This window comes from Sphingomonas sp. UV9, assembly GCF_004101245.1.
Taxonomy (GTDB): Bacteria; Pseudomonadota; Alphaproteobacteria; order Sphingomonadales; family Sphingomonadaceae; genus Sphingomonas.
The window spans coordinates 1,069,392-1,092,228 of record NZ_SCIN01000002.1 but is presented as its reverse complement, the minus strand read 5'-3'; the positions used below and the strand labels follow the sequence as shown (position 1 = coordinate 1,092,228).

The following is a 22,837-nucleotide window of genomic DNA, read 5'->3' as shown; positions in this document are numbered from 1 at the left end:
GTTGTGCCAGGTCATCAGAAGTTGAACGACACGCCCACATAGGCCCGGCGACCGAAGTAATTCCGGTAGGTGAACCGGTCCTTCGTATCGTTGCCGAGATGCCGGCTTTCCTCGGCCTTGGTGAGGTTGATCACCGAGGCGGTGAGGTTCAGCCGGTCGGTGAGCGCATAGGCGGCGTTGAGATCGACCTGCGCATAGGGATCGGTGTATTCGTTCAGGCCCGACTGCAACCCGCCGACGACTTCGCCGCGCCGGTTGTACGACGCACGCAGCAACACCTTGTCGTGTTCGTAGAAGATCGAGGCGTTGACCTGGGTCTTGGCGCTGCCGACCAAGGCGGACGAGCCGACCTTCTGGCCGTCGAGCGTGACGTCGGCGACCGAGGTGTCGTTATAGGTGAAGTTGACCTGCGCCCCGAGACCGAACGGCAGCGTGTGCTGCGCGTACAGCTCGACGCCCTGCGAGCGCGCGTTCGAACCGTTCGCGACCGTCGAATAAGGCTGGATCAACTGCTGCGTGCCGTTGACGTCGCGGGTGACGTTCAACACCAGCGGGACGACGAAATCGGAGACGTCCTTGCGGAAGAAGGTCGCGCCGACCACCGAACCGCGATGGAAATACCATTCGATGCCGAGGTCGTATTGCCACGCCGAGAACGGGTTCAGGTCCGAATTGCCGCCGCTGCCCGACCAGCCGGCGAACTCGCCGAACTGGCCGCGATCGAACGCATAGGCGTCCGAGCGGAAGGTGAGCGAGCGCTGTGAGCCGAGATCCGCGAAGGACGGCCGGGCGATGACCTTGGCGACCGCACCGCGGACGAGAAGATCGGGCGTGACCTCGTACGACACGTTGAAGCTCGGCAGCCAGTCCGTGTAGGTCTTCGACTGATCGGCGCGCGTGTTGACGATCGTCTCGCGAACGCTGAGCGGCAGGACCTGGCAATTGCCGTCGGGGCCGAGCGGACGGTTGGGATCGGTCGGGCCGCCGGGTCCGTTGACGCAGTAATCGTTGAGATATTGCAGGCGATCGGACGTGTTGCCCGACTGCTTCGTGTTGGCCATGCGGAGACCCACGTTCCCGCGAAGACCGCCCGTTCCGAAGTTCAGCTGGGCATAACCGGCGAAGACCCGCTCTCCCAGGGAGTAGACGAAATCGGGTTCGTACACCCGGACCGCCTGGCCATAGGTCGAGTTCAGATAGCCCAGATATTTTTCGAAGTTGATGCCCGGGACGGTGTTCGCATTGAAGCCGCCGTTGATGTTGCCGATCGGCTCCGCGTAGAAGAATTCGGGACGCGCAACGGCGCCGGCTGCGGTATCCTGATAGCGGAGCAACGTCGCCGGATCGGCATACCAGTCGTTGCGACCGGTCTCGCGGCCGATCTTCAGGTCACGCCATTTGCCACCAATCTGCACCGACTTCAGGAACCCGTCGAAGCGTCGCGTCAGATCGAGCTGCGCATAACGCTGGCCGAGATCGCTGTTGACGAAGCTCGACCCGGTCGAGCCGACGTCGATCTGCGCGATGCCGTTGCGGATGTTGTTCTGGATTTCGGGCGAGAACTCGAAATTGGCGATCCCGTCCGAGATGTCCCAGTTGCTGACCAGATTGCCGTTCTGCTCCTGTCCCGGCGTCGTCAGGCGCGGCTTGGCGGCGACGCTGAAACGCACCGATGGACCACCGCTCGACTTGGTCTTGCCGAGTTTCAGGACAGCATCGAAACGATCCTGGCTGTATTTGACCTCGGTCTCGAAGGTGTTCGAAACCTGTTTCTCGCGGCTGTACGTACCGGCGATCTGCGGCGTTTCCATCGTGCACGGGGTCGCGCGGGCAAGACAGCCCGTCCCCGGCGCCGGCACCGCGAAGTTCGCCGACTGGAAGATCGTACCGCTCTTGTCGAGCGTCGCGCCGGTGAAGAAATCGTTATAGCCCCATTCGGGGATCTTCACGACGTTCGAGGTGAAGTCGCTGGTATAGCCGAACCGGAAATAGTTGGATGTGACGGTGACGTTGTCGAACGGGCGGAACTGCGCGGTGGCCTGCACGCCGTAGCGTTCGCGCTGCTGGTCGAAGACTTCGGCGTTGACCGACTGCGGCGCCCAATAGCCCGAATAATGCGTACCGTCGCGCGCGGTCGTGCCCTGGCCCGGCCAGTAGGAAATCGCGTCGTTGTTCTCGAAGGCCTTGCCGTTGACGTCGGTCGCGGGTGTCAGGACATTGCCCTGCGCGTCGCGGTCGCTCCACCACAGCCAGCTCTCGGACGAACTGCGCAACTCGCGGTTGGTGCGCTTCTGCCAGACGCCGCCGACCAGCAGGCCGAACGTCTCCTCCTTGTTCTTCCACGAAACCTGGCCGCCGAGCTGCGGCTCGTATTTCTCGGTGGTGTCCGAATAGGTGCCTTCGGCGGAGACGAACCCCGACCAGGCGGGCACGTCGAACGGCCGCCGCGTGTTGAGGATGATGGTGCCGCCGACGCCGCCTTCTTCGAGGCGGGCTTCGGGCGATTTATAGACTTCGGTGCTGGCGATGAAGGTGGACGGCAGCAGCACGTAGTTGAACGACCGCTGCGGCTCGCCACTGTCGGCGCCCGCCAGGAAATTGCCGTTGAGCAGGGTGAGCGTCAGGCCCGACTGGAGGCCGCGGATGCTGACGCGGCTGCCTTCGCCACCGTCGCGGGTAATGACGACGCCGGGAACGCGCTGCAAGGCGTCGGCGACGTTCTTGTCGGGGAACTTGCCGACGTCCTCGGCGGTGATGACGTCGACGAACGCGTTGGCCTCACGCTTCTGGTTGAGGCTCTTCTCGATCGAGCGACGATAGCCGGTGACGACGATATCCTGCCCGCCCGCGTCGGGCTGGACGGTACCGTCGGCCTGGGGCGCGCCGTCGGGCTGAATGGTGCCGGCGGTCTGGCCGGATTCCGCGGTCGCGGTCGAAGCGGGCGCAGACTGGGGCGCAGACTGGGGCGCAGACTGGGGCGGATTTGCGGGGTCGGCCTGGGGCGCGACGACCGCTGGCGGCACCGGCGGCGCGGCCTGTTGCGCGTGGGCGGTACTGGCCAAGGCCGCAGTAAGGCTGACGGTCGCCAGCAGACATGGTCGCCGGAACCGATCACGCACGATGCTTGAACGCGAGACTTTGCTTACCGTCATCAGACTTTCCTCTTCCTCGCGAGGACGCCTGCGCCCCCTCACTTACCCCTGCGAATAGCGCGCCTGCCCACCGTTTTCGGTTGGGCCGTCCGGTTGAATCGGATCCTGTCGGCGTGCAGTCTCGACGCCGCTATTTGCCAATTGTAAAAGCAAATTGTCAAATAGATTGTTCGGCTAGTTTTGGCCCGTTGCGGTCGTAACTCGGCGCAGCGCGCTGTGGCGGAGGGAAAGTCTGCGGAAAATCATCGCGGGGACTGCCGCCGGCCGACGTATAGGTCGACCAGCGACAGGTCCTCCGGCCGCGACGGCAAGGGCGCGCGGCTGTCGTCGGGCGGGAAAACGTGAGCGGCCGGCGTCAGTCCGCGGGTGCGGAGTCTTTCCAGAGCGCGCCTGCCTTGGGCAGCAGGAAATGGCTGAACGGCAGGATCGCCGCGCCGACCGCGGGCGCGTCCTCCGACAAGGCCGCGCGGCGGACGGGTGCGATCTGCGGTGCATCGGTCGCATCGCGGATCAGCGCATTCACCCGGTCCGCGACCTTCTCCACGAGTCGGCTCGGCAATCGTCCGCCGATCAGGATCACCGCCGGATTGACCAGGCAGTTGATCGCGTCGAGCGGCGTGCACAGCCTTCGCGCCGCGCGCTCCACCCAGTCGTCGAGGCAGCGCTCGACCGCGGGGCTCCAGTCGGGCTGGTGCAGCACGTCGCCGATTGCGAACCCCGAGGCAGACAGATGCGCCGCCAATCCCGACAGCGACACCAGCGTCTGCACGGTCTCGCGACCGCCCGCCCCTGCCCCTGCCCCTGCCCCCGCCCCTGCCCCGACACCCGTCGTCATGAAGCCGAGTTCGCCGCTGCGCCCGTGCGCGCCGCGGACATAGGCGCCATCCGCGACGAAACCGCCGCCGAGGCCGGACGAGACGAGGATGTAGAAGAAGCTGCTGTAGCTCTGCCCGAGGCCCAGTTGCATCTCGCCCATCGCCGCGGCGGCGGCGTCGTTCTCGACGAACACCGGCAGGGACAGCGGCTTTTCGAACAGCGTCGCCATGTCGATCCCATCCCACGCGGCATAGGCCGCCGGACGTCCCGGTAGCGCGACCCGCCCCAGGTCGTCCGGCCGCGCGACACCGATCCCGACGAGCTTGACGGGATCGACCTTCGCGCTTTTCAGCAGCGCGCGGACCGATCCGCGAAACAGATCGCGGACGTCGTCGGGCAAGGCGAAGTCGATCTCGATCGATTTGCGCGCCAGGATCTCCGCGGAGAAATCGACCAGCACGATCGTGATGTGATCGCGGTCGATGTTGACGCCGATCGAATAGCAGGCGTCGCGTCGGACCACGAGCTTGGTCGGCGGCTGCCCGCGCCCGCCACGGCGCTGCCCCGCCTCCTCGATCATGCCCTCCTGCAGCAGCCGGCGCGTGATGTTCGCGATCGCCGGCCCGGTCAGCCCGGTGATCCGTGCCAGATCGACGCGCGTCAGCGATTTGCCGAGCCGGATGGCGTGCAGCGTCACGCGCTGGTTATGATCCGCGGCACGCTCGAGATTGGTGCCCGACAGGCGCGGCGGCGTCTGCTCCGTCACGCGCGGCAATCCGGATAGAGGGTGCGCGGCACGCGGTGCGAGAGGGTAGCCGCCAATGGTCGACGGCGTGGTGCGCCTTGCAGGGTCATGCGAGCAAATCCTTGTCGGGTGCGGCCAGCACGCGCAGTATGTGATCCTGGACGTCGCGCACGGCCCGTCGACCCGTCATCAAGACCATCACCTGCGCCCCCACCCCAAACTGCTCGTTTGAATTATCCAATTTGATGTTCTAATCCTCTTCGGCGGTTGCGCAAGAGCTGACATCTAGTCCAGCCGACGACCCGACCGCGGAGGAAGGAGGCGCGTGCAAATGATGGTTCGTCCGGCAACCAGCGCGCGCCCGCGACCTTTTGCAAGCGCGCAGAGCGATCACGCCGGGCGCAGCTATACTGATTGCGTTCGACGAGACGGCGAACGTGATCGAAGCCGCGCACTTCGACTACGCTTTTCGATCGCACGAGGTCGCGCAGTGGCGCCGACATCAAGTCTCGCAATGCCAGCGAGACCGGCTGCACCTTCGTTGCACGCGCACTTTTCGACTTCTTTTCTTCCTCCGTACGGGTGACCTCGATGTCGGCTTTCAAACGATCATGCCTTGCGGTTGCCTTGATCGGCACGTCCCTATCAGGCCTTTCCGGATACGCTTTTGCCCAAGACGCGGCCAGACCGAGCGATGCGGTCGATCCGTTCATCGGGACGGGCGGCGAAGGGCACACGTTCCCGGGGGCGGTCGCGCCGTTCGGGATGGTCCAGTTGTCGCCGGATACCGATACGTCGTGCGTGATCCGCACCTGCTACGGCCACGCCGCCGGCTATCGCTATGACGACCCGACGATCGAGGGGTTCAGCCACACGCATTTCTCGGGCGCGGGGCATTCCGATCTCGGCGATATCCTCGTCATGCCGGTGTCGGGCGACACGGTGCCGATGGACCCCGGCACGCCCGCCGCGCCCGGCTATCGCTCGCGCTTTTCGCACGCCACCGAGGTCGCCAGCCCGGGCTATTACGCGGTCACACTCGAGGGGCCGGCGGTGCGCGCGGAAATGACCGCGGGGACGCGGATCGGCGTGCATCGCTACAGCTTTCCCAGGGGCAAGGCGGCGCATCTCGTAGTCGATCTGCGGTCTTCGCTCTATAATTACCCCGGCAAGATCTTGTGGTCGGGGCTGCACCTTCGCGAGGACGGCGTACTCACCGGCTTTCGCGAGACGCGCGGCTGGGCGCCCGGGCGCAAACTCTATTTCGCGATGCGCTTCTCCGCGCCGCTGGTCGGCCACGCGCTGGTCAACCGCGAGAAGGATATTGCGTACAAGGGTTTCCAGGGTCCGGGCCGCGGCAGCGATGCGCTGGCGGAGAAGCTCGGCCAGGCGCTGGAAGCACGGCTGGATTTCGGCCCGCTCGATGCCCCGCTCGAGGTGAAGGTCGGGATATCGGGGGTCGACGAAGCCGGCGCGCTCGCCAATCTGGACAGCGAACCCGGCGGCTTCGACGCGGTTCGCGCCAAGACGCAGCGCGACTGGGATACTGCGCTGGGCGCGGTGAAGTTCGAGGCCGCGGCGCCGATGCGAAGGATCTTCGCGACCGCTCTGTATCACAGCCTGCTTGCGCCGAGCGTCTGGAGCGACAGCGACGGGCGGTATCGCGGGCCTGACGATCAGGTGCATCAGGCGTCCGGGTTCACGGTCCGCTCGACCTTCTCGCTATGGGATACGTTCCGCGCCGAACACCCGCTGCTGACGCTGATCCAGCCGGAGAAGACCAATACCGATATCGTCCGCTCGCTGATCGCCAGCCAGCAGCACAGTCCGGACGGTATCCTGCCGGTCTGGCAATTCGCCGGGCGCGAGACGTGGACGATGATCGGCTATCACGCCGTGCCCGTGATCGCCGACGCGTATATGAAGGGCATCGGCGGCTTCGATGCGGACGCCGCGTTGCAGGCCATGGTCGCGAGCGCCGATCACGCCTCCTACGGCGGCCTCGGCGAGTATATCCAGCGCGGGTATGTGCCGATCGACAAGGAGCCCGAGGCGGCGTCGAAGACCGTCGAATATGCCTATGACGACTGGACGATTGCGCGGATGGCGCGGCGGATGGGCAAGACCGACATTGCCGATCGGTTCGAGAAGCGCGCTGGCAACTGGCGCAACAGCTTCGACGCGAAAACCGGCTGGCTGCGCGCAAGGCTCGCGAACGGTACGTTCCGTACGCCGTTCGATCCGACCGCGATCAACTACGGTTCCGATTACACCGAGGGCAATGCGTGGCAATATAGCTGGTTCGTGCCGCAGGATCAGGCGGGGCTGTTCCGGCTGCTCGGCGGCGATGCGAAGACCGTGAAGAAGCTCGACGCGATGTTCGAGTTCGACAATTCCAAGGTCGATTACAGCCATGCGGAGGATATCGCCGGACTGATCGGCCAGTATATCCATGGCAACGAGCCGAGCCACCACGTCGCCTATCTGTATAACTACGCCGGTGCGCCGTGGCGGACGCAGGAGCGGCTCGGGCAGATCGTGGCGAGCCAATATGGTGCCAAGCCCGAGGGGCTGAGCGGCAACGACGATCTCGGCCAGATGTCCGCGTGGCTGGTGTTCACGGCGCTCGGCTTTTACCCGGTGGCGCCGGGATCGAACGAATATGTGATCGGGCGCCCGTTCCTGTCGCAGGCGACGCTGGCGCTGCCCGGCGGCAAGCGGTTCGCGATCCGGACGGAAAATCTGTCGGATGCGAACCCGTATATCCGGTCGGTCACGCTGAACGGTACGCCGCTCACCCGCAGCTATCTGCGGGACGACGAGATCCGGCAGGGTGGCGAGTTGCGGTTCGTGATGGGCGCGCAGCCGAACACGCTCTGGGGCAAGGGTGAGGAGGCGCGGCCGTTCTCGGCCTCGACCGCGCGTTCGAAGGCGCGTGCAGGGGCTGGGCGATAGCCGGCCCGGCCCGGTGATAGCGCGACCAAAATACAACGCGATCGAGCAATACCCACCGCAGTATTAATTAGTTCTTCACTGTTTTGCCCAAAGCTCATAGTCTAGTGTTTCGTGAAAAAAGGGAGTTTTTCAAATGCGTAAATTCATTCTCGCCGTGTCCGCAATCGCCGCAGCAGCGATGCCAGTTGCCGCCAACGCAGCTGCCACCGTTTCGGCAGCCAAGTCGGTCCGCGCCGGCACGTCGACCACCGAAGACAGCAAGGTTTCGGGCGCCGGCCTGCTGATCGTCGCACTCGCAGCCGTTGCTGTCGGTGGCGGTCTGTACATGGCGATCGACGGCGGCGACGATAACTCCGACAGCAACTAAGTCGGTGGGGCGGCATTTCGATGTCGCCCCGTTTCAAGGCCTTAGCGGCGATAATTTCTACTTTTAGCAATGGTTCGATACACCGCGTGCTGCCGTCCGTAGCGACGATGAAGCACCCAGGGGAACGCGCCGACGGATAAAACGTCGCGCCGGGACCGTTCCGATACTTCCGATCTTTCGGTGACGCGCCTAGCGTGCGGCATGGACGAATTGACGCTCAGCGTGGTCGGCATCGACTTCCCCAACACGGATCGCAGCAAGAGCAACCGCCGCATGGAGTTGCTGGTCTGCGCGCCCGGCGAGTCGGTCGGGCTGCGCCGCGAGCCGAAGAATCCGCATGATGCCAATGCCGTCGCCGTGTTCAGCGCGCGGGGGGTGCAGGTAGGCTATGTTTCCGCCGAGCGCGCGCCGCTGATCGGGCGGCGGATGCAGCAGGAGGAGCATGTCGTGGTGTTCCAGGCGCTGGTCGGCAGCATGGGCTATGTCCGCATCCGGTTCGGCGGCGGTGCACCGACATTGCCGGATCTGGTGGAGGGCGAACGGGCCGCACGGTCACGCGGCCGCGTCGCGCCCTTCGATCCGGACGCGTTCTATCCGGATCCGGAAGGCCCGGAATGGGGCGCCTGAATTTCTGATCCTTCCCCCGGGGGAGGTAGCTGGCACTTACCGGACGGAGGGGGCGGACACGCAACAGAGGTTGTCGCCCCCTCCCCCTCCGTCGCTACGCGCCACCTCCCCCTGGCGGGGGAGGATAATTAAAGAGCCTAGATGCCCTGCGCGGTGACGACCCGGCCGGTCCCTTCGAGGTCGCGCGTCAGGTCCGCGAGGCAGCGATCGACCAGCGCCTCGTCCGAACTCCGCACTACGAAGTTCGCGCCCGTCCTGCCGTCGCGGAAGAAAGGATAGCTGCCGATCGCGACGCCCTCATGCGTCTTCTCGGCATCGCGCAAAAGGTCGGCGACCTCGGACTCCGCGACCCAGCAGCCGATCGTCTTCGACACTACCGGACGCCCACCTTCGAGCGTCCCCGTCAGCGCATCGAGCATCCCCGCGGTGATGTGCGGTACCCCTGCCATGATGAAGATGTTGCCGATCCTGATCCCCGGCGCGCCCGACACCTTGTTGTCGATCAGGTCCGCGCCGGCCGGCACCCGCGCCATCCGCGCCCGCGCTTCGGTCAGCCCGCCGCGAGTCGCGTAATAGGCCTCCAGCACCGCCATCGCGCGCGGATGATGCTCGACCGCGACGCCCAGCGCCGCGGCGATCGCATCGACCGTGATGTCGTCGTGAGTCGGCCCGATCCCGCCGGTCGTGAACAGATAGTCGTTCCGCGCGCGAAGGATGTTGACCGCCTCGACGATCGCCTCGGTCTTGTCCGCCACCACGCGCACCTCGGCCAGACGGATGCCCTGCACGTTGAGCCAAGCCGCGATCTGCGCGACGTTCTTGTCCTGCGTGCGCCCCGACAGGATTTCGTCGCCGATGATGGTCAGCGCGGCGGTCCAGATGCGTTCGTTTGTCGGGGCTTGGGTCATGCCCCTCGCATAGCCTCGCAAAACCCCGCCCGCCACGCTATATCGCGCGACATGACCGAATATGTAACCGTCACGTCCGACGCCCCCGAAGCGCGCACCGGCGCCATCAAGCTGTACGGCCCCGCCGCGTTCGAGGGCATGATGAAGGCGGGCAAGCTCGCCGCCGAGACGCTAGACATGATCGTGCCGCACATGGTGCCGGGCGTCACCACCGCCGAGATCGACCGGCTGATCTACGACTTCATCGTGGCGGGCGGCGGCGTCCCCGCGACGCTCGGCTATCGCGGCTACACGCACAGCGTCTGCATCTCGATCAACCATGTCGTCTGCCACGGTATCCCGAGCGACAAGACGCTGAAATCGGGCGACATCGTCAATGTCGACGTCACCCCCCTGCTCGACGGCTGGCACGGCGACACGAGCCGGATGTACCTGGTCGGCGACGTGCCGATCAAGGCGAAGCGCCTCGTCGAAGTCACCTATGAATGCCTCATGCTCGGCATCGAGCAGGCCAAGCCCGGCAACCGGATGGGCGACGTCGCCAACGCGATCCAGCGGCATGCGGAGAAGCACCGCTACGGCGTGGTCCGCGATTTCTGCGGCCACGGCGTCGGCCGCCTGTTCCACGACGCGCCCGAGGTGGTCCATGTCGGCAAGCCCGGCACCGGCCCCGAACTGCGCCCCGGCATGATCTTCACGATCGAGCCGATGATCAACATCGGCCGCCCGGATGTGAAGCTGCTCGACGACGGCTGGACGGCGGTCACGCGCGACCGTTCGCTGTCCGCGCAGTTCGAGCATTCGATCGGGATCACCGAGACCGGCTGCGACATCTTCACGCTCAGCCCCAAGGGGTACACGCAGCCGCCATACGGGTGACTAGCGCCGGGGGGCGCAATCGCTTCCCCTCCGTCATCCTGACGAAAGTCAGGATCCAGAGCCACAAAGCGCGAGATCGGTTACCCTCGATCCTGGCTTTCGTCAGGATGACGGGATTGGAACAAGGCCCCCCTGCCAACAGGTTCGACGTCGCCCGCGCAAAGCCGTAGCCGCATAAATACCACCCGCGCGCAATTTGCAGCGGTTCGCACACGTGACGAACGCGCCCTACCCCGCTAAAGCCCGCCCCATGACCGAGATCACACCGCAGATCGTCGCCGACCACGGCCTGTCCCCCGAAGAATATGAGCGCGTCCTGCACGCCATCGGCCGTGAGCCGAACATGGTCGAGCTCGGCATCTTCTCGGTCATGTGGTCCGAGCATTGCAGCTACAAATCCAGCAAGATCCACCTGATGAAGCTGCCCACCAAGGGGCCGCGCGTCATCTGCGGGCCGGGCGAGAACGCGGGCGTCGTCGATATCGGCGACAACCAGGCGGCGATCTTCAAGATGGAGAGCCACAACCACCCGTCCTATATCGAGCCCTATCAGGGTGCGGCGACCGGCGTCGGCGGCATCCTGCGCGACGTCTTCACGATGGGCGCGCGGCCGATCGCCAACCTCAACGCGCTGCGCTTCGGCCGGCCCGATCACCCCAAGATGCGCCACCTGATCTCGGGCGTCGTCCACGGCATCGGCGGCTACGGCAATTGCGTCGGCGTGCCGACGGTCGGCGGCGAAGTGAACTTCCACTCGGCCTATGACGGCAACATCCTGGTCAACGCGATGACCGTCGGGATCGCCGATCAGGACAAGATCTTCTATTCGGCGGCCAGCGGCATCGGCAATCCGATCGTCTATGTCGGCTCCAAGACGGGTCGCGACGGCATCCACGGCGCGACGATGGCGAGCGCGGACTTCGGCGAGGATTCGGATGCCAAGCGCCCGACCGTCCAGGTCGGCGATCCCTTCACCGAAAAGCTGCTGATCGAGGCCTGCCTCGAACTGATGGCGACCGACGTCATCGTCGCGATCCAGGACATGGGCGCGGCGGGCCTCACCTCTTCGGCGGTCGAAATGGCGTCGAAGGGCGGCGTCGGCATCGAGCTGACGATGGACGACGTGCCGCAGCGCGAGACCGGCATGACCCCGTACGAAATGATGCTGAGCGAAAGCCAGGAGCGCATGCTCATGGTGCTCAAGCCCGGCCGCGAGGCCGAGGCCGAGGCGATCTTCAAGAAGTGGGAGCTCGATTTCGCGGTCATCGGCCGCGTGACCGACACCGGCCGCATGGTGCTGACGTTCAAGGGCGAGACGGTCTGCGACATTCCGCTCGGGCCCCTCGCCGACGAGGCGCCGCTCTACGATCGCCCGCACGTGCCGACGCCCAAGCCCGCGCCGCTCGAAAACGCGCCGCACAGCAACGACATCGCCGCCGATCTGGTGACGCTGATGGGCTCGCCCGACATCGCCTCGCGCCGCTGGATCTGGGAGCAGTATGACCACATGGTCGGCGCCGATACCGTGCAGCGCCCCGGTGGCGACGCCGCGGTCGTCCGCGTCCACGGCACGCAGAAGGCGCTGGCGATGACCACCGACTGCACGCCGCGCTATTGCTTTGCCGATCCCGTCGAGGGCGGCAAGCAGGCGGTCGCCGAAGCCTGGCGCAACCTCACCGCGGTCGGCGCGCTGCCGCTGGCGGTGACGAACTGCCTCAACTTCGCCAACCCGCAGCGGCCCGAGATCATGGGCCAGATCGTCGGCTGCCTCGAGGGGATGAGCGACGCGTGCATCGCGCTCGACTTCCCGATCGTCTCGGGCAACGTCTCGCTCTACAATGAATCCAAGGCCACCGGCGGCGGCTCGGCGATCCTGCCGACGCCCGCGATCGGCGCGATCGGCCTGCTGGCCGACTGGCAGAAGAATGCGACGATCGCGTTCAAGGGCTCGGGCGACATCATCCTCGCGGTCGGCACGCGCGGCGGGCATCTCGGCCAGTCGCTGTGGCTGCGCGAATGCCATGGCCGCGAACAGCTCGACGCCGGCCCGCCCCCGCCCGTCGATCTCGCCGCCGAACGCCGCGTCGGCGACCTGATCCGTGAAGCGATCAGCCTCGGCCAGCTGACCGCGGTCCATGACGTCTCGGACGGCGGCATCGCGGTGACGCTCGCCGAGATGGCGCTCGCGGGCGGCATCGGCGCGATGATCGACCGCAAGCAGCCGTTCGACTGCGCGCGCGCGTTCTTCGCGGAGGACCAGGGCGTCTATATCGTCACCGTCGAGGATCATGCGATGCTCGACTTCCTGGGTGCGGCGCACGCGGCGGACGTCGAAGCCGAACCGCTCGGTCGGACCGGCGGCAAGCGGCTGATCTTCGAACGCCCCGACCGCGACGACGTCATCGCGCTGGAAACGCTCCGAACCGCGCATGAAGGTTTCTTCCCCAAGCTGATGGGTGTCGACGCCGCGCTGGCGTGATGGGACCCGGGGGGCGGGTAAACGGAGTTCCGCTCACGCCCCCCACGCCCCCCCCCCCCCCGGCGAAGGCCGGGGCCCAATTGGAATGGCCGCAGTAACCTCGCGCTGCCCGTCCTTATTGAAGTCCCCCATTTGGACCCCGGCCTTCGCCGGGGTGGTCGGCTTGGTGTCGCGCGGACGGCCGGCTGAAACGGCACAATGTTCCCCCGCGAAGGCGGGGGCCCAGACTGGGCTCCCGCCTTCGCGGGAGAACAAGAAGACCGCAGCCCCCAGAGCCTGCCCTGACGGTGCGCACAGCGACCGGATAAAATCACGCTGTCCTACGCGCCTCGCCTATGCGAGCAATCCGGAATGGCACCGCCGCTCCCCTCACGCATGCCGGCACCGTCGCACGACGCCACACCGGTCCGTCATGAAGACGCGCGCGAGCGTCTCTACTTCCTATACTTCACTCGGCCGGCATGACCCCAGCCCCCGCCAGAATCGCCACGCTCGACCTCATCCGCGGCGTCGCCGTGATGGGCATTCTCGCCGCCAACATCGCCGCGTTCGCGCTCCCCGAATTCGCCTATATGACCCCCGCCTCGATGGGCCCGCCGAGCACGCCCGACCTGTTCGCGTGGGTCGCCACCTTCATCCTCGTCGACGGCAAGATGCGCGGGCTGTTCTCGGTCCTGTTCGGCGCGTCGATGCTGCTCGTCATCGACCGCGCGGAGGCGAACGACGAGGACGCCGCGACGGTCCATTTCCGCCGCATGGCATGGCTGTTCGCGTTCGGGATCGCGCACCTCTATCTGCTCTGGTGGGGCGACATCCTCGCGCATTACGCGCTGGTCGGCGCGCTCGCCTTCATGTTCGTCCGGCTTCCCGTCCGCTGGCTGATCGCCATCGCGCTCCTGTGCATCGGCCTCCAGATTGTCCAACTGGCCGGACTCGCGGCCTATGCCTTCGACACACATGCCGCCGCCCATGCCCCCGGTGCCAGCGCGAAAGCCATCGAGACGTGGCAGAAGCTCGCGGATCAGTTCGGCCAACCCTCCCCCACCGCGATCGCCCGAGACCTTGCGCTCGGGCGCAGCGGCTGGGCCAACATGGTCGCCTGGCGCTGGGCGAACGTCACCGGCCCCGTCACCTTTCTCACGATAGGCGGCCCCGAAACGCTCGGCTTCATGCTGCTCGGCATGGCCGGGCTGCGATCGGGGTTCCTGACCGGAGGCTGGTCGCGGCGTCGCTATGTCGCTGTCGCGGCGCTGGGACTCGGCACCGGCGTCATCGGCTATGCGTCGATCGCCGCATACGCCATCGCCCATGGTTTCGCGGCGCAGTACGTCGCGCTGTCCTGGCTCACGCTTGCGACCCCGCTACGACCGCCGATGATCGCCGGCTACGCCGCCGCGATCATCCTCCTCGCGCAGCCCGGCGGCTGGCTGACCACCCGAATCGCAGCCGCCGGCCGGATGGCATTCTCCAACTACCTCGGCACCACGCTGATCTGCACGACACTGTTCTACGGCCATGGCTTCGGCCTGTTCGGCTATCTCCCCCGCGTTACCCTGTATGCGATCGTGCTGCTGATCTGGATCGCGATGCTCGCCTGGTCGAAACCGTGGCTCGACCGCTTCCGCTACGGCCCGCTCGAATGGCTATGGCGTAGCCTGTCGCGATTCGCGTGGCAGCCGATACGCGGGTCTGCATTCGAGCCAAACCGATGAGCCTATTTGCGACTAAGACGCAAAAGGGCTTGCGACTGGTTCGCATTATCCGTATTCCGGCTCCAACACGAAGGAGCTTCCATGGTCGTCTGCGTTTGCAATGCCATACGAGAATCCGATGTCCGCAGTTGCGCACGCGGCGGCTGCACCACGCCGTGCCAGGCGTTCCGTTCGCTTGGTCGCCAGCCCAAATGCGGCCAGTGCACGTCGGTAGCGCGAGCGATTATCAACGACGAACGCGCTGCTGCATAAGCGTCGCAACAGCTAACAAACCGCAGAAATCCGCCATTTTTCGGGTTGCGGTTAGGCCAGGCCCAGCGCTACATGTCCGTCAGAGGTGACGGAGATATGGCCATGCGCGGCGACCCCCAAGTAATCGAATTTCTGAACGAGGCGCTCAAGAACGAGCTGACCGCGGTCAACCAATATTGGCTCCATTACCGGATGCTCGAGCATTGGGGCGTCTACAAGCTCGCCCAGTATGAGCGGATGGAGTCGATCGACGAGATGAAGCACGCCGACTGGCTGTCGGAGCGCATCCTCTTCCTCGATGGCCTGCCCAACTTCCAGCTGCTCGGCCGCCTCCGCATCGGCGAGACCGTCGAGGAGGTCCTGAAGTCGGATCTGGCGCTCGAGGTCGAGGCGACCGTCCAATTGAAGGGCGCGATCTCCTACTGCGAGGAGGTCAAGGACTATATCAGCCGCGACCTGTTCGCGCGCATCCTCGCCAGCGAGGAAGAGCATGTCGACACGATCGAGCGCCAGTTCGAGATGATCGCGCGGATGGGTATCCACAACTACATCCAGCTGAACTCGATCTCGGAGCATGATTCGCCCAAGGCTGGGGCGGCGCCGTATTTGAAGGGGTGATTTACGGTCGAAGCCGGTGATCCGGTATCGCCTGCAAGACTTAATCCTCCCCCGCCAGGGGGAGGTGTCGCCGAAGGTCACGGAAGGGGAGGACACGGAACCGCGGTTTCGCTGGCCTGCCCCTCCGTCAGGCTGACGCCTGCCACCTCCCCCTGGCGGGGGAGGATCGCGTCCCCCTAGTCTTCGCCGAACCCCGTAGGGATGGCGCGGCGGCCGAAGCCACCTGCCGCTGGCTTGCGTGCGACGATCGGATTGGCTTCGCGTTCCAGCAGCGTCAGCGTCTCCACGAACAGCGGCCGCAGCTGGACGATGTGCTCTAGTGCCTCTTCGGGGGTCTCCTGCATCTCCAAGCACGTGCGCGCTATGACTTCGATCGCCTCGGCAAGATCGGCCAGTGGTTCCGCTCCGAACTGCCGCGCTTCGCCTTTCAAGGTATGTGCCGGGATCACCATCGCGGCGGCATTGAGCGACCGCATCGCGGCCTCGATCGCCGCGACCGACTTCACGCCATCCTCGCGGAAATAGCCCAGGATACGGACAAATCCTGCACCCAGTTCACTGCGCGCCTGCGAATATGCGGGCCAGTTGATCAAGGTACTTCCTTCGAACGACACTGTCGCCTTCTCCCGTTGAGCAATAGCGCCATGAAGATCTGAGCCAAATGCTTACCAGATCCAGGTAAACACACTGTTGTCATACTACCGACAAGTTACGACAAAGGTCCGGTAAAATTCATCCAAAATGATCTCTACCGTCGCATCGGCCGACGCGGCGACCGTGGCAATTTCGGTCGGGGCCTGCGGATCGTCCGCCAGGACCTCGATCTTGCGCGCGCCGTCACGCAGCGCGCGCGCGAGCCGCACCGCCGGCCAGGGGCAGCGCATCCCCCGGGCATCGATGCGGACCGCGCCGGACACCACCCCGTCTCGTTTCCGGCGCCTAGTTGCCGACGCCTAGTTGCCGCCGCCGCCCCTGCCGTTGTCGTCGTAGGGGTTCTTCGGCGCGCGGAACATCAGTCGGACCGGTACCGCACCGAAGCCGAGATCCTTGCGCATCGAATTGACCAGATAGCGCTCATAGCTCGCGGGAAGCTGGTCGACGCGCGTGCCGAAGATGACGAAGCTGGGCGGACGCGTCTTGACCTGCGTGACATAGCGCATCTTGATCCGCTTGCCGCCCGGGGCAGGCGGCGGGGTCGCCTCGATCGCACGTTCGAACCAGCGGTTGAGTTCGCCGGTGCCGACGCGCTTCGACCACGCATCGCGCGTATCGAAACACGCCTGGAGCAACTGGTCGATGCCCTTGCCGGTCGCACCGGACACGGTCATCACGGTGACGCCCTTGACCTGGCTCAGGCCGTCCTCGAGCGCGCGCTTGACGCCGTTGAACAGCGACGACGCGCTCTCGGCGATATCCCATTTGTTGAGCGCGATGACGAGCGCACGGCCCTCCTGCAGCACCTTGTCGGCGATACGGAGATCCTGCGCCTCGAGGCCGAGCGTGGCATCGAGCAGCAGCACGACGACCTCGGCGAAGTCCACCGCGTGGAGCGCGTCCTCGACCGACATCTTCTCGAGCTTGTCCTGCACCTTGGCGCGCTTGCGCATGCCGGCGGTGTCGATCAGGCGGACCTTGCGCGCTTCGCCCCCGGTCGGGTGCCAATCGTAATCGACGCTGATCGAATCGCGCGTGATGCCCGCCTCGGGGCCGGTGATCATCCGGTCTTCGCCGAGGATGCGGTTGACGAGCGTCGACTTGCCGGCGTTCGGACGGCCGACGATCGCGAGCTTCAACGGGCCTTCATATTCGTTGTCGGGCTGTTCCTCGGGCAGCTCTTCCTTGCCTTCGAGCAGCGGGAGCAGGCCTTCGAACAGGTCGCCCATGCCTTCGCCATGCTCGGCGGAGAGCTGGACCGGGTCACCGAAGCCGAGCGCCAGTGACTCGAGGATGCCGTCTTCGCCTGCGCGACCCTCGGCCTTGTTGGCGACGAGGATGACAGGGACGTCGGCGGTGCGCAGCCAGCGGGCGATTTCCTCGTCGAGCGGGACGATCCCGGCGCGGGCGTCGAACAGGAAGAGCGCGACATCGGCCTGCGCGACGGCGGCTTCGGTCTGCTGGCGCATCCGGCCGGGCAGCGTCTGTGCGTCGTGATCCTCGTAGCCGGCGGTATCGATGATGCGGAATTCGAGGCCGATCAGCGAGGCGTCGCCCTCCCGGCGATCACGCGTGACGCCGGGCCGATCGTCGACCAGCGCGAGCTTCTTGCCGACGAGGCGGTTGAACAGGGTCGACTTGCCGACATTTGGGCGGCCGACGATCGCGACCACGGGGAGTTTGGACATTGCGTGCCCTTAGCGCGGGAACGCGCTGGCGTCACCTACGGTGGGTCGCCAATGGAATTTTACGATCCTCCCCTGTGACGGGGAGGTGTCGCCGAAGGTGACGGAGGGGGAGGATACGCAACATCGGTTGCTCTTTCCTCCCCCTCCGTCTGGCAAGCGCCAGCCACCTCCCCCTGGCGGGGGAGGAGTGCGTTCACCCGAGTTGGCGTCACCGGTAGGCGGTGACCTTGCCCTTCTGGTCGAGCGTGTAGAGCGTCGAGTTGGCGACGATCGGAGGCAGCGAGAACGGCGTCTTCGTCTCGATCGTCGAACTTACCGTGCCATCGGTCGGCGAGACGAAATTGATCTCGCCGCGCGAGTTGGTGAGCACGAGGCGGTTGCCGGCGAGGATCGGACCGAACCAGGTGATGGCGTTGCTGCGCTTCTTCTCGTTCTGGAAGCGCGGCAGCTGGGCGATCCAGCGGGCCTTGCCGTTCGACCGCGACAGGCAGACGAGGCGCGCGTCGTCGGTGACCACGAACAGCCACTCGCCCGCGATCCACGGCGTCGAGATGCCGGCGAAGTTCTGCTCCCACAGCCGCTGACCGGTCGACAGTTCGAGCGCGACCATGCGGCCGCCCTGCCCGACTGCGTAGACACGGCCGCCGTCGATCACTGGTGCGGCGTCGATGTCCGACAGGCTCGACACCGAGGTGGTGACCGAGGTGCGCGACAGGGCGTCCTGCCAGAGGATGCGGCCATTCTCGTAGCGATAGGCGCTGAGTTCGCCGCTCGAGAAGCCGGCGACCACGGTGCCCTGGCTGACCGCGGGCGCCGCGACGCCGAACACACCCTGCGTTTCCAGCGTGCCTGACTGGACCCACTGGACCTTGCCGTCGGCCTGGTTGAGCGAGAAGACCTGGTTGTCCTGCGTCAGGACGTAGACTGCGCCGTTGGCGACGGTCGGCGAACCGCGGAGCGGCGCACCGGGCTTGGCGCGCCAAAGGATCGCACCGTCGGCCGCGTTCATCGCAACGACGTCGCCGACGCCGTCGGTGGCGTAGAGCTTGCCGTCGTCATAGCTGACGCCGCCGCCGAAGCGGGCCGCCTTGTTCAGCTTGCCCTCGGTGATGCCCGCGCTCCACAACGCCGCGCCGGTGTCGGCGGCAAACGCATGGACTGTCGCGGTGACGTCGGTCACGAACAGCTTGTTGTCGGCGACGACCGGCGCGGCGCCGAGACGCTCGCGACTCGAGCCGCCATCGATCGTCGCCTGCCACGCCCGCTGGGGCTGATCGCCGAGCGCCAGCTGGCCCATCGACTTCGCCGGGTTGCCGCCGGGCTGCGCCCAGGCGTCGTTGACCGCGGGCGCGGGCAGCAGGACCTGAACGTCGGCGATCGTCTTGTCGGTCTCGACCTCGTTCTCCGAGACCAGGATCGAAACGCGGTCACCGACGGTCGGCGTCTTCTTCACGCCGCCCTTGAAGATCCCGCAACCGCTGAGCGCCATCAGCGCGGCGACGGCGACCGTCACCCGATATGTCTTCATCATTGCGCCTTGGTATCCTCGTTTGATGCGGCCCGAGCGATCACTCTGGCAGTCGGTCCGGCGCTGGCCCCCGCGCTGGGAACAGCGTCTACGCCCAGTACGCCAGCCATCTGAACCGCACGTTGACGGATCGTTTCAGGGACGCCGGTATCACGCGCGATCTGGCCGAACAGCGCACCCGCCTGCTGACGCTGGTTCAGGCGGAGATAGGAAATCGCGACCATCTCGCCCGCGCTGCCGAGCCACGGACCACCGGGGACGGCGAGCGGACGGAGCCGCTCGACGATGACCTGCGGTTTCAACGTGTCGAACTCTGCCGAAGTCTGGCGGACCAGCGCGAGATCGCGGAACGGCTTGGCGAGCGAGGTGTCCGCGGCGATCGCCCCAAGCTTCGCGGCGGCGCCCTTCAGGTCGTCCTTCTGGAGGAGCACGTCGGCCTGCGTGAACAGCGCCAGCGCGCGGTAGCCGTCATGGTTCGACTTGGCGAGTTCGGCGAGCGGCTTGGACGCGGCTGCGGCGTTGTTGGCGCCGAGCGAGTCGTAGGCGGCCTGAAGCTGTTCGCCCTCGACACCGGCAGCCTCGCCATTGTGATGCTGCCAGTACAGGAAGCCGGCGAGTGCGGCGAGCGCGGCGACGACACCGATCGCGACCCAGATACCCCAGTTCGTCCAGAACCCGGCGAGTTTGTCGCGACGGAGTTCTTCGTCGACCTCGCGCAGGAATGCTTCATCGGTTTTCGGCGGGAGGGCCAAGGACAACTCCGGAATATTGGGGGATGGACGGCGCGGACCTTAGCCGCGCCGGGACCGAAACGGAAGCGGATCAATCCTTCGGCGCGTAGACCTGCTCGGGGCCGGGGAATGTGCGTGATCGAACGTCGTCCGCATAGGTCTGCGTCGCGGACGAAATGGTGTCGGCGATATCGGCGAACCGCTTCACGAACTTTGCGGTACGGTCGAACATCCCGAGCATGTCCTCGGTTACCAGCACCTGGCCGTCGCACTGCGCCGATGCACCGATGCCGATCGTCGGGCAGGCGATGGTGTCGGTGATCTCGATCGCGATCGGCTCGACCACGCCTTCGATCACCAATGAGAACGCGCCGGCTTCGGCGATGCCCTGCGCGTCGGCGACGATCTTCGCGGCTTCCCCGGGCGTGCGACCGCGGGCGCCGTAGCCGCCGAGCACGTTCACCGCCTGGGGGGTGAGGCCGACATGGCCCATCACCGGGATACCGCGCTCGGTGAGAAACTTGACGGTCGGCGCCATCGCGGTGCCGCCTTCCAGCTTCACCGCCGCCGCGCCGGTCTGTTTCAGCAACCACGCCGCGCTCTCGAACGCCTTTTCGGGTGACGCCTCGTAGCTGCCGAACGGCATGTCGATGACGACGACCGCGTGATAGCTGCCCCGCACCACCGCCGCACCGTGGGCCGCCATCATCTCCAGCGTGACGGGCACGGTCGAGGGGAGGCCGTAGATCACCTGCCCCAAGCTGTCGCCGACGAGCAGCATGTCGCAGTGGGGATCGAGCAACTGCGCGGTCCGCACCGTATAAGCGGTGAGCATGACGAGCGGCGTCTTGCCCTTCTGGCGGCGGATCGCGGGGATCGTCAGGCGCTTCAGCGGAGCGGGCGTCGGGTTCGCGCGACTCGTCGCGGTGTCGAGGGTGTAGGTCGTGGACATGGGACGTCAGTAGCGCGCGCGCGGGAGCTCGCCCAGCCTTCGGATCGTCGGTCCGGGTCGGAGCATCGGCCCAGTTCGGAGCATCGGCCGAGCGGCGATCACACCGCCCAGCCCTTCTGCCGGGCATGGCCGACGAGCCAGAGCGTGAACGCCGCGATTCCGATGATGACCAAGGGCAGTCCGAGCGTCGCGCTGGCGCCCTTGCGTGCGACGATATCGGTGGTGGCGAACAGCCAGCCGAACTGAACGATCGTGGCGCCCAGCGATGCGATCAGGAATGGGCGGGCACTGGCGCGGCGCATGAACAACAATACCGCGCCGATCAGGCCGGCCAGTACCGCGACGGTGAACAGTGGATCGTACCAGTTGGGTAACGCCGCATAGAGCGCGCGGTCATAATCGCTCGCCGTCCCCATCGCGTCGGCGCCGAGCCGGATCTGCTGGAAGCACATGAAACAGCCGATTATTCCCCAGACGACGAGAGCGCCCGTGGTCAGCCGAAACCATAAGGGCCCCTGTCGTACAAAGAACATGCCGCCCCCCCTTTGCCCCGGCCCAAAACTGCCCTGGGCGCATTGCTTTGGATCAACAGACTGCGCTTCGAAGGGGCGGCGCGCAAGTGGACGGGGTCGGACGAGGCTCTGGCCATCGATTCTGGGTCGTCGATAAGGCCGAACCGGAGAGACATCGGGAGCTTCCGACTGCGATGTCTCTCCGGGCCGTATCCCGCTGTATAAGACGTCGAACCTGAACGCGTCGTGACGATCCAGAAGTGACGGTCAGAACGACCGCGATACGGTCAGCCCATAGGTGCGCGGATCGCCCGGCTGTCCGACGATCAGGCCGGTGCTGCCGGACTGGAGCGCGAGCACCTCGTAATAGTTCTCGTCGAACGCGTTGCGGAGCCAGCCGAAGACGTTCCAGCTGTCCTTCGCCTTGAACCCGAGGCGGAAGTTGCTGAGCGCATAGCCGTCGATGCCGGTATAGGCCGAGAGCGAGGGGTTCGACGAGAAGGTCGACCGGTAGCTGCCGTCATAGCCGAGATACACCTGGCCATCGAGGCCGGCGAGCGTCGCCGGCAGGTCGTATTCCGCACCGTAGGAGAACGCCCATTTCGACACGCCGGGCAGGCGCTGGCCCGAAATGTCGCAGTTCTGCGGACTGATCCCGCCTGCCGTACCGGGTGCGCTCGGTGTCTGGCCGGCGGTCGCGGTGGTGCCGCCGGAGAGTTCGGGCGGGCATGGCGCATCGACGAACTTCACGTATTTCGCGTCGGTATACGCGCCGTTCGCGTAAAAACTGAACCGATCGGTGGGGCGGAAGGCCGAGTCGAATTCGAGCCCGCGGGTCCGGACCTTGCCGGCATTGGCGAGATAGCCGCGCAGCACGCCGAGCTGGCCGTTGGTGACGGTCGCCTGGTAATCGCTGATCTCGGTCCAGAACCCCGCCAGGTTCAGGGTAACCCTGCGGTCCAGGAACTGGGTCTTCAGCCCCAGCTCGAAGTGATTGACCTTTTCGGGCTTCACCGTTGCGGCGGACAGGATCGGGTTGTTGCTGGCGTCGAGCGGCAGGCCCGACAAGTTGATCCCGCCCGATTTGTAGCTTCGCGCATACGTCGCGTAGGCGTGGATCCCGGAACGAGCCCGGCATGACGGAAGGAAAAGGACGGGCTTGCGGCAGACACCGGCCACGATTCTCCCCCGTCAGGGGGAGGTGTCTGACCCTTGCCAGACGGAGGCGGAGGTAGGCGCCAACCTTTCTTATCCTCCCCCTC

Annotated in this window: 19 protein-coding genes and 1 pseudogene; 8 read left to right on the top strand and 12 right to left on the bottom strand. The window is 65.9% G+C overall.

Features of this window, described 5'->3' with window-relative positions:
- Positions 1-14: 14 nt before the first annotated feature.
- From EQZ23_RS11610 to EQZ23_RS11600, 3 genes are all read right to left on the bottom strand, one after another.
- Complete coding sequence (locus tag EQZ23_RS11610; protein WP_128454532.1) at positions 15-3,152, bottom strand: TonB-dependent receptor; 3,138 nt, start codon at positions 3,150-3,152, stop codon at positions 15-17.
- Positions 3,153-3,507: 355 nt separating this feature from the next.
- Entirely contained in the window at positions 3,508-4,734 is a 1,227-nt protein-coding gene (locus EQZ23_RS11605) for an ROK family transcriptional regulator (RefSeq protein WP_240663514.1), read from the bottom strand.
- 212 nt (positions 4,735-4,946) lie between these two features.
- The gene (locus EQZ23_RS11600) at positions 4,947-5,318 is read right to left on the bottom strand and encodes a hypothetical protein (RefSeq protein ID WP_128454530.1); all 372 of its coding nucleotides are present in this window, start codon (positions 5,316-5,318) and stop codon (positions 4,947-4,949) included.
- Here EQZ23_RS11600 and EQZ23_RS11595 point away from each other — a divergent pair.
- The 3 genes from EQZ23_RS11595 (at position 5,305) to EQZ23_RS11585 (ending at position 8,662) form a co-directional block, all read left to right on the top strand.
- Entirely contained in the window at positions 5,305-7,668 is a 2,364-nt protein-coding gene (locus EQZ23_RS11595) for a GH92 family glycosyl hydrolase (protein WP_128454529.1), read from the top strand. The two genes, EQZ23_RS11600 and EQZ23_RS11595, sit on opposite strands and share 14 nt — an antisense overlap.
- 133 nt (positions 7,669-7,801) lie before the next feature.
- A complete protein-coding gene (locus EQZ23_RS11590; protein WP_128454528.1) occupies positions 7,802-8,035 on the top strand; it encodes a hypothetical protein in 234 nt (77 codons plus the stop codon).
- A 201-nt stretch (positions 8,036-8,236) separates the two neighbouring features.
- Positions 8,237-8,662, top strand: a complete 426-nt coding sequence (locus EQZ23_RS11585; protein WP_128454754.1) for an HIRAN domain-containing protein — start codon at positions 8,237-8,239, stop codon at positions 8,660-8,662.
- Between the two features lie 137 nt (positions 8,663-8,799).
- Here the strand turns inward: EQZ23_RS11585 and EQZ23_RS11580 are convergent, their stop codons facing one another.
- On the bottom strand, positions 8,800-9,570 hold the full coding sequence (locus EQZ23_RS11580; RefSeq protein ID WP_128454527.1) for a molybdopterin-binding protein: 771 nt from the start codon (positions 9,568-9,570) through the stop codon (positions 8,800-8,802).
- A gap of 51 nt (positions 9,571-9,621) precedes the next feature.
- On the opposite strand from EQZ23_RS11580, the gene map reads away from it, so the two are divergent.
- The 5 genes from map (at position 9,622) to bfr (ending at position 15,510) form a co-directional block, all read left to right on the top strand.
- The gene (map, locus tag EQZ23_RS11575) at positions 9,622-10,449 is read left to right on the top strand and encodes a type I methionyl aminopeptidase (protein WP_128454526.1); all 828 of its coding nucleotides are present in this window, start codon (positions 9,622-9,624) and stop codon (positions 10,447-10,449) included.
- 250 nt (positions 10,450-10,699) lie between these two features.
- Positions 10,700-12,928, top strand: a complete 2,229-nt coding sequence (purL, locus tag EQZ23_RS11570; protein WP_128454525.1) for a phosphoribosylformylglycinamidine synthase subunit PurL — start codon at positions 10,700-10,702, stop codon at positions 12,926-12,928.
- Between the two features lie 461 nt (positions 12,929-13,389).
- Complete coding sequence (locus EQZ23_RS11565; protein WP_128454524.1) at positions 13,390-14,640, top strand: DUF418 domain-containing protein; 1,251 nt, start codon at positions 13,390-13,392, stop codon at positions 14,638-14,640.
- An 81-nt stretch (positions 14,641-14,721) separates the two neighbouring features.
- The gene (locus EQZ23_RS20290) at positions 14,722-14,892 is read left to right on the top strand and encodes a (2Fe-2S)-binding protein (protein WP_128454523.1); all 171 of its coding nucleotides are present in this window, start codon (positions 14,722-14,724) and stop codon (positions 14,890-14,892) included.
- A gap of 102 nt (positions 14,893-14,994) precedes the next feature.
- Positions 14,995-15,510, top strand: coding sequence for a bacterioferritin (gene bfr, locus EQZ23_RS11555; protein WP_128454522.1), 516 nt, complete (start codon positions 14,995-14,997; stop codon positions 15,508-15,510).
- 176 nt (positions 15,511-15,686) lie between these two features.
- Here bfr and EQZ23_RS11550 read toward each other — a convergent pair whose 3' ends face one another.
- The 8 genes and pseudogenes from EQZ23_RS11550 to EQZ23_RS11515 form a co-directional block, all read right to left on the bottom strand.
- Entirely contained in the window at positions 15,687-16,103 is a 417-nt protein-coding gene (locus EQZ23_RS11550; protein WP_240663513.1) for an Hpt domain-containing protein, read from the bottom strand.
- Positions 16,104-16,208: 105 nt separating this feature from the next.
- Positions 16,209-16,427, bottom strand: coding sequence for a sulfurtransferase TusA family protein (locus tag EQZ23_RS11545; protein ID WP_240663511.1), 219 nt, complete (start codon positions 16,425-16,427; stop codon positions 16,209-16,211).
- A gap of 36 nt (positions 16,428-16,463) precedes the next feature.
- Entirely contained in the window at positions 16,464-17,852 is a 1,389-nt protein-coding gene (gene der / locus EQZ23_RS11540) for a ribosome biogenesis GTPase Der (RefSeq protein WP_128454520.1), read from the bottom strand.
- A gap of 208 nt (positions 17,853-18,060) precedes the next feature.
- Positions 18,061-19,383, bottom strand: coding sequence for a PQQ-binding-like beta-propeller repeat protein (locus EQZ23_RS11535; RefSeq protein ID WP_128454519.1), 1,323 nt, complete (start codon positions 19,381-19,383; stop codon positions 18,061-18,063).
- Positions 19,380-20,132 carry a tetratricopeptide repeat protein gene (locus tag EQZ23_RS11530; RefSeq protein ID WP_128454518.1) on the bottom strand — a complete coding sequence of 251 codons (753 nt, stop codon included), beginning with the start codon at positions 20,130-20,132 and terminating at the stop codon, positions 19,380-19,382. The genes EQZ23_RS11535 and EQZ23_RS11530 overlap by 4 nt, the downstream gene beginning before the upstream one ends.
- A gap of 70 nt (positions 20,133-20,202) precedes the next feature.
- The gene (panB, locus tag EQZ23_RS11525) at positions 20,203-21,063 is read right to left on the bottom strand and encodes a 3-methyl-2-oxobutanoate hydroxymethyltransferase (protein ID WP_128454517.1); all 861 of its coding nucleotides are present in this window, start codon (positions 21,061-21,063) and stop codon (positions 20,203-20,205) included.
- A 98-nt stretch (positions 21,064-21,161) separates the two neighbouring features.
- Positions 21,162-21,596: a hypothetical protein gene (locus EQZ23_RS11520; protein WP_128454516.1), complete on the bottom strand. Its 435-nt coding sequence runs from the start codon at positions 21,594-21,596 to the stop codon at positions 21,162-21,164.
- Positions 21,597-21,842: 246 nt separating this feature from the next.
- Positions 21,843-22,694 (bottom strand): annotated as a pseudogene (locus tag EQZ23_RS11515) (TonB-dependent receptor); the annotation flags it as partial.
- Positions 22,695-22,837 lie beyond the last annotated feature (143 nt).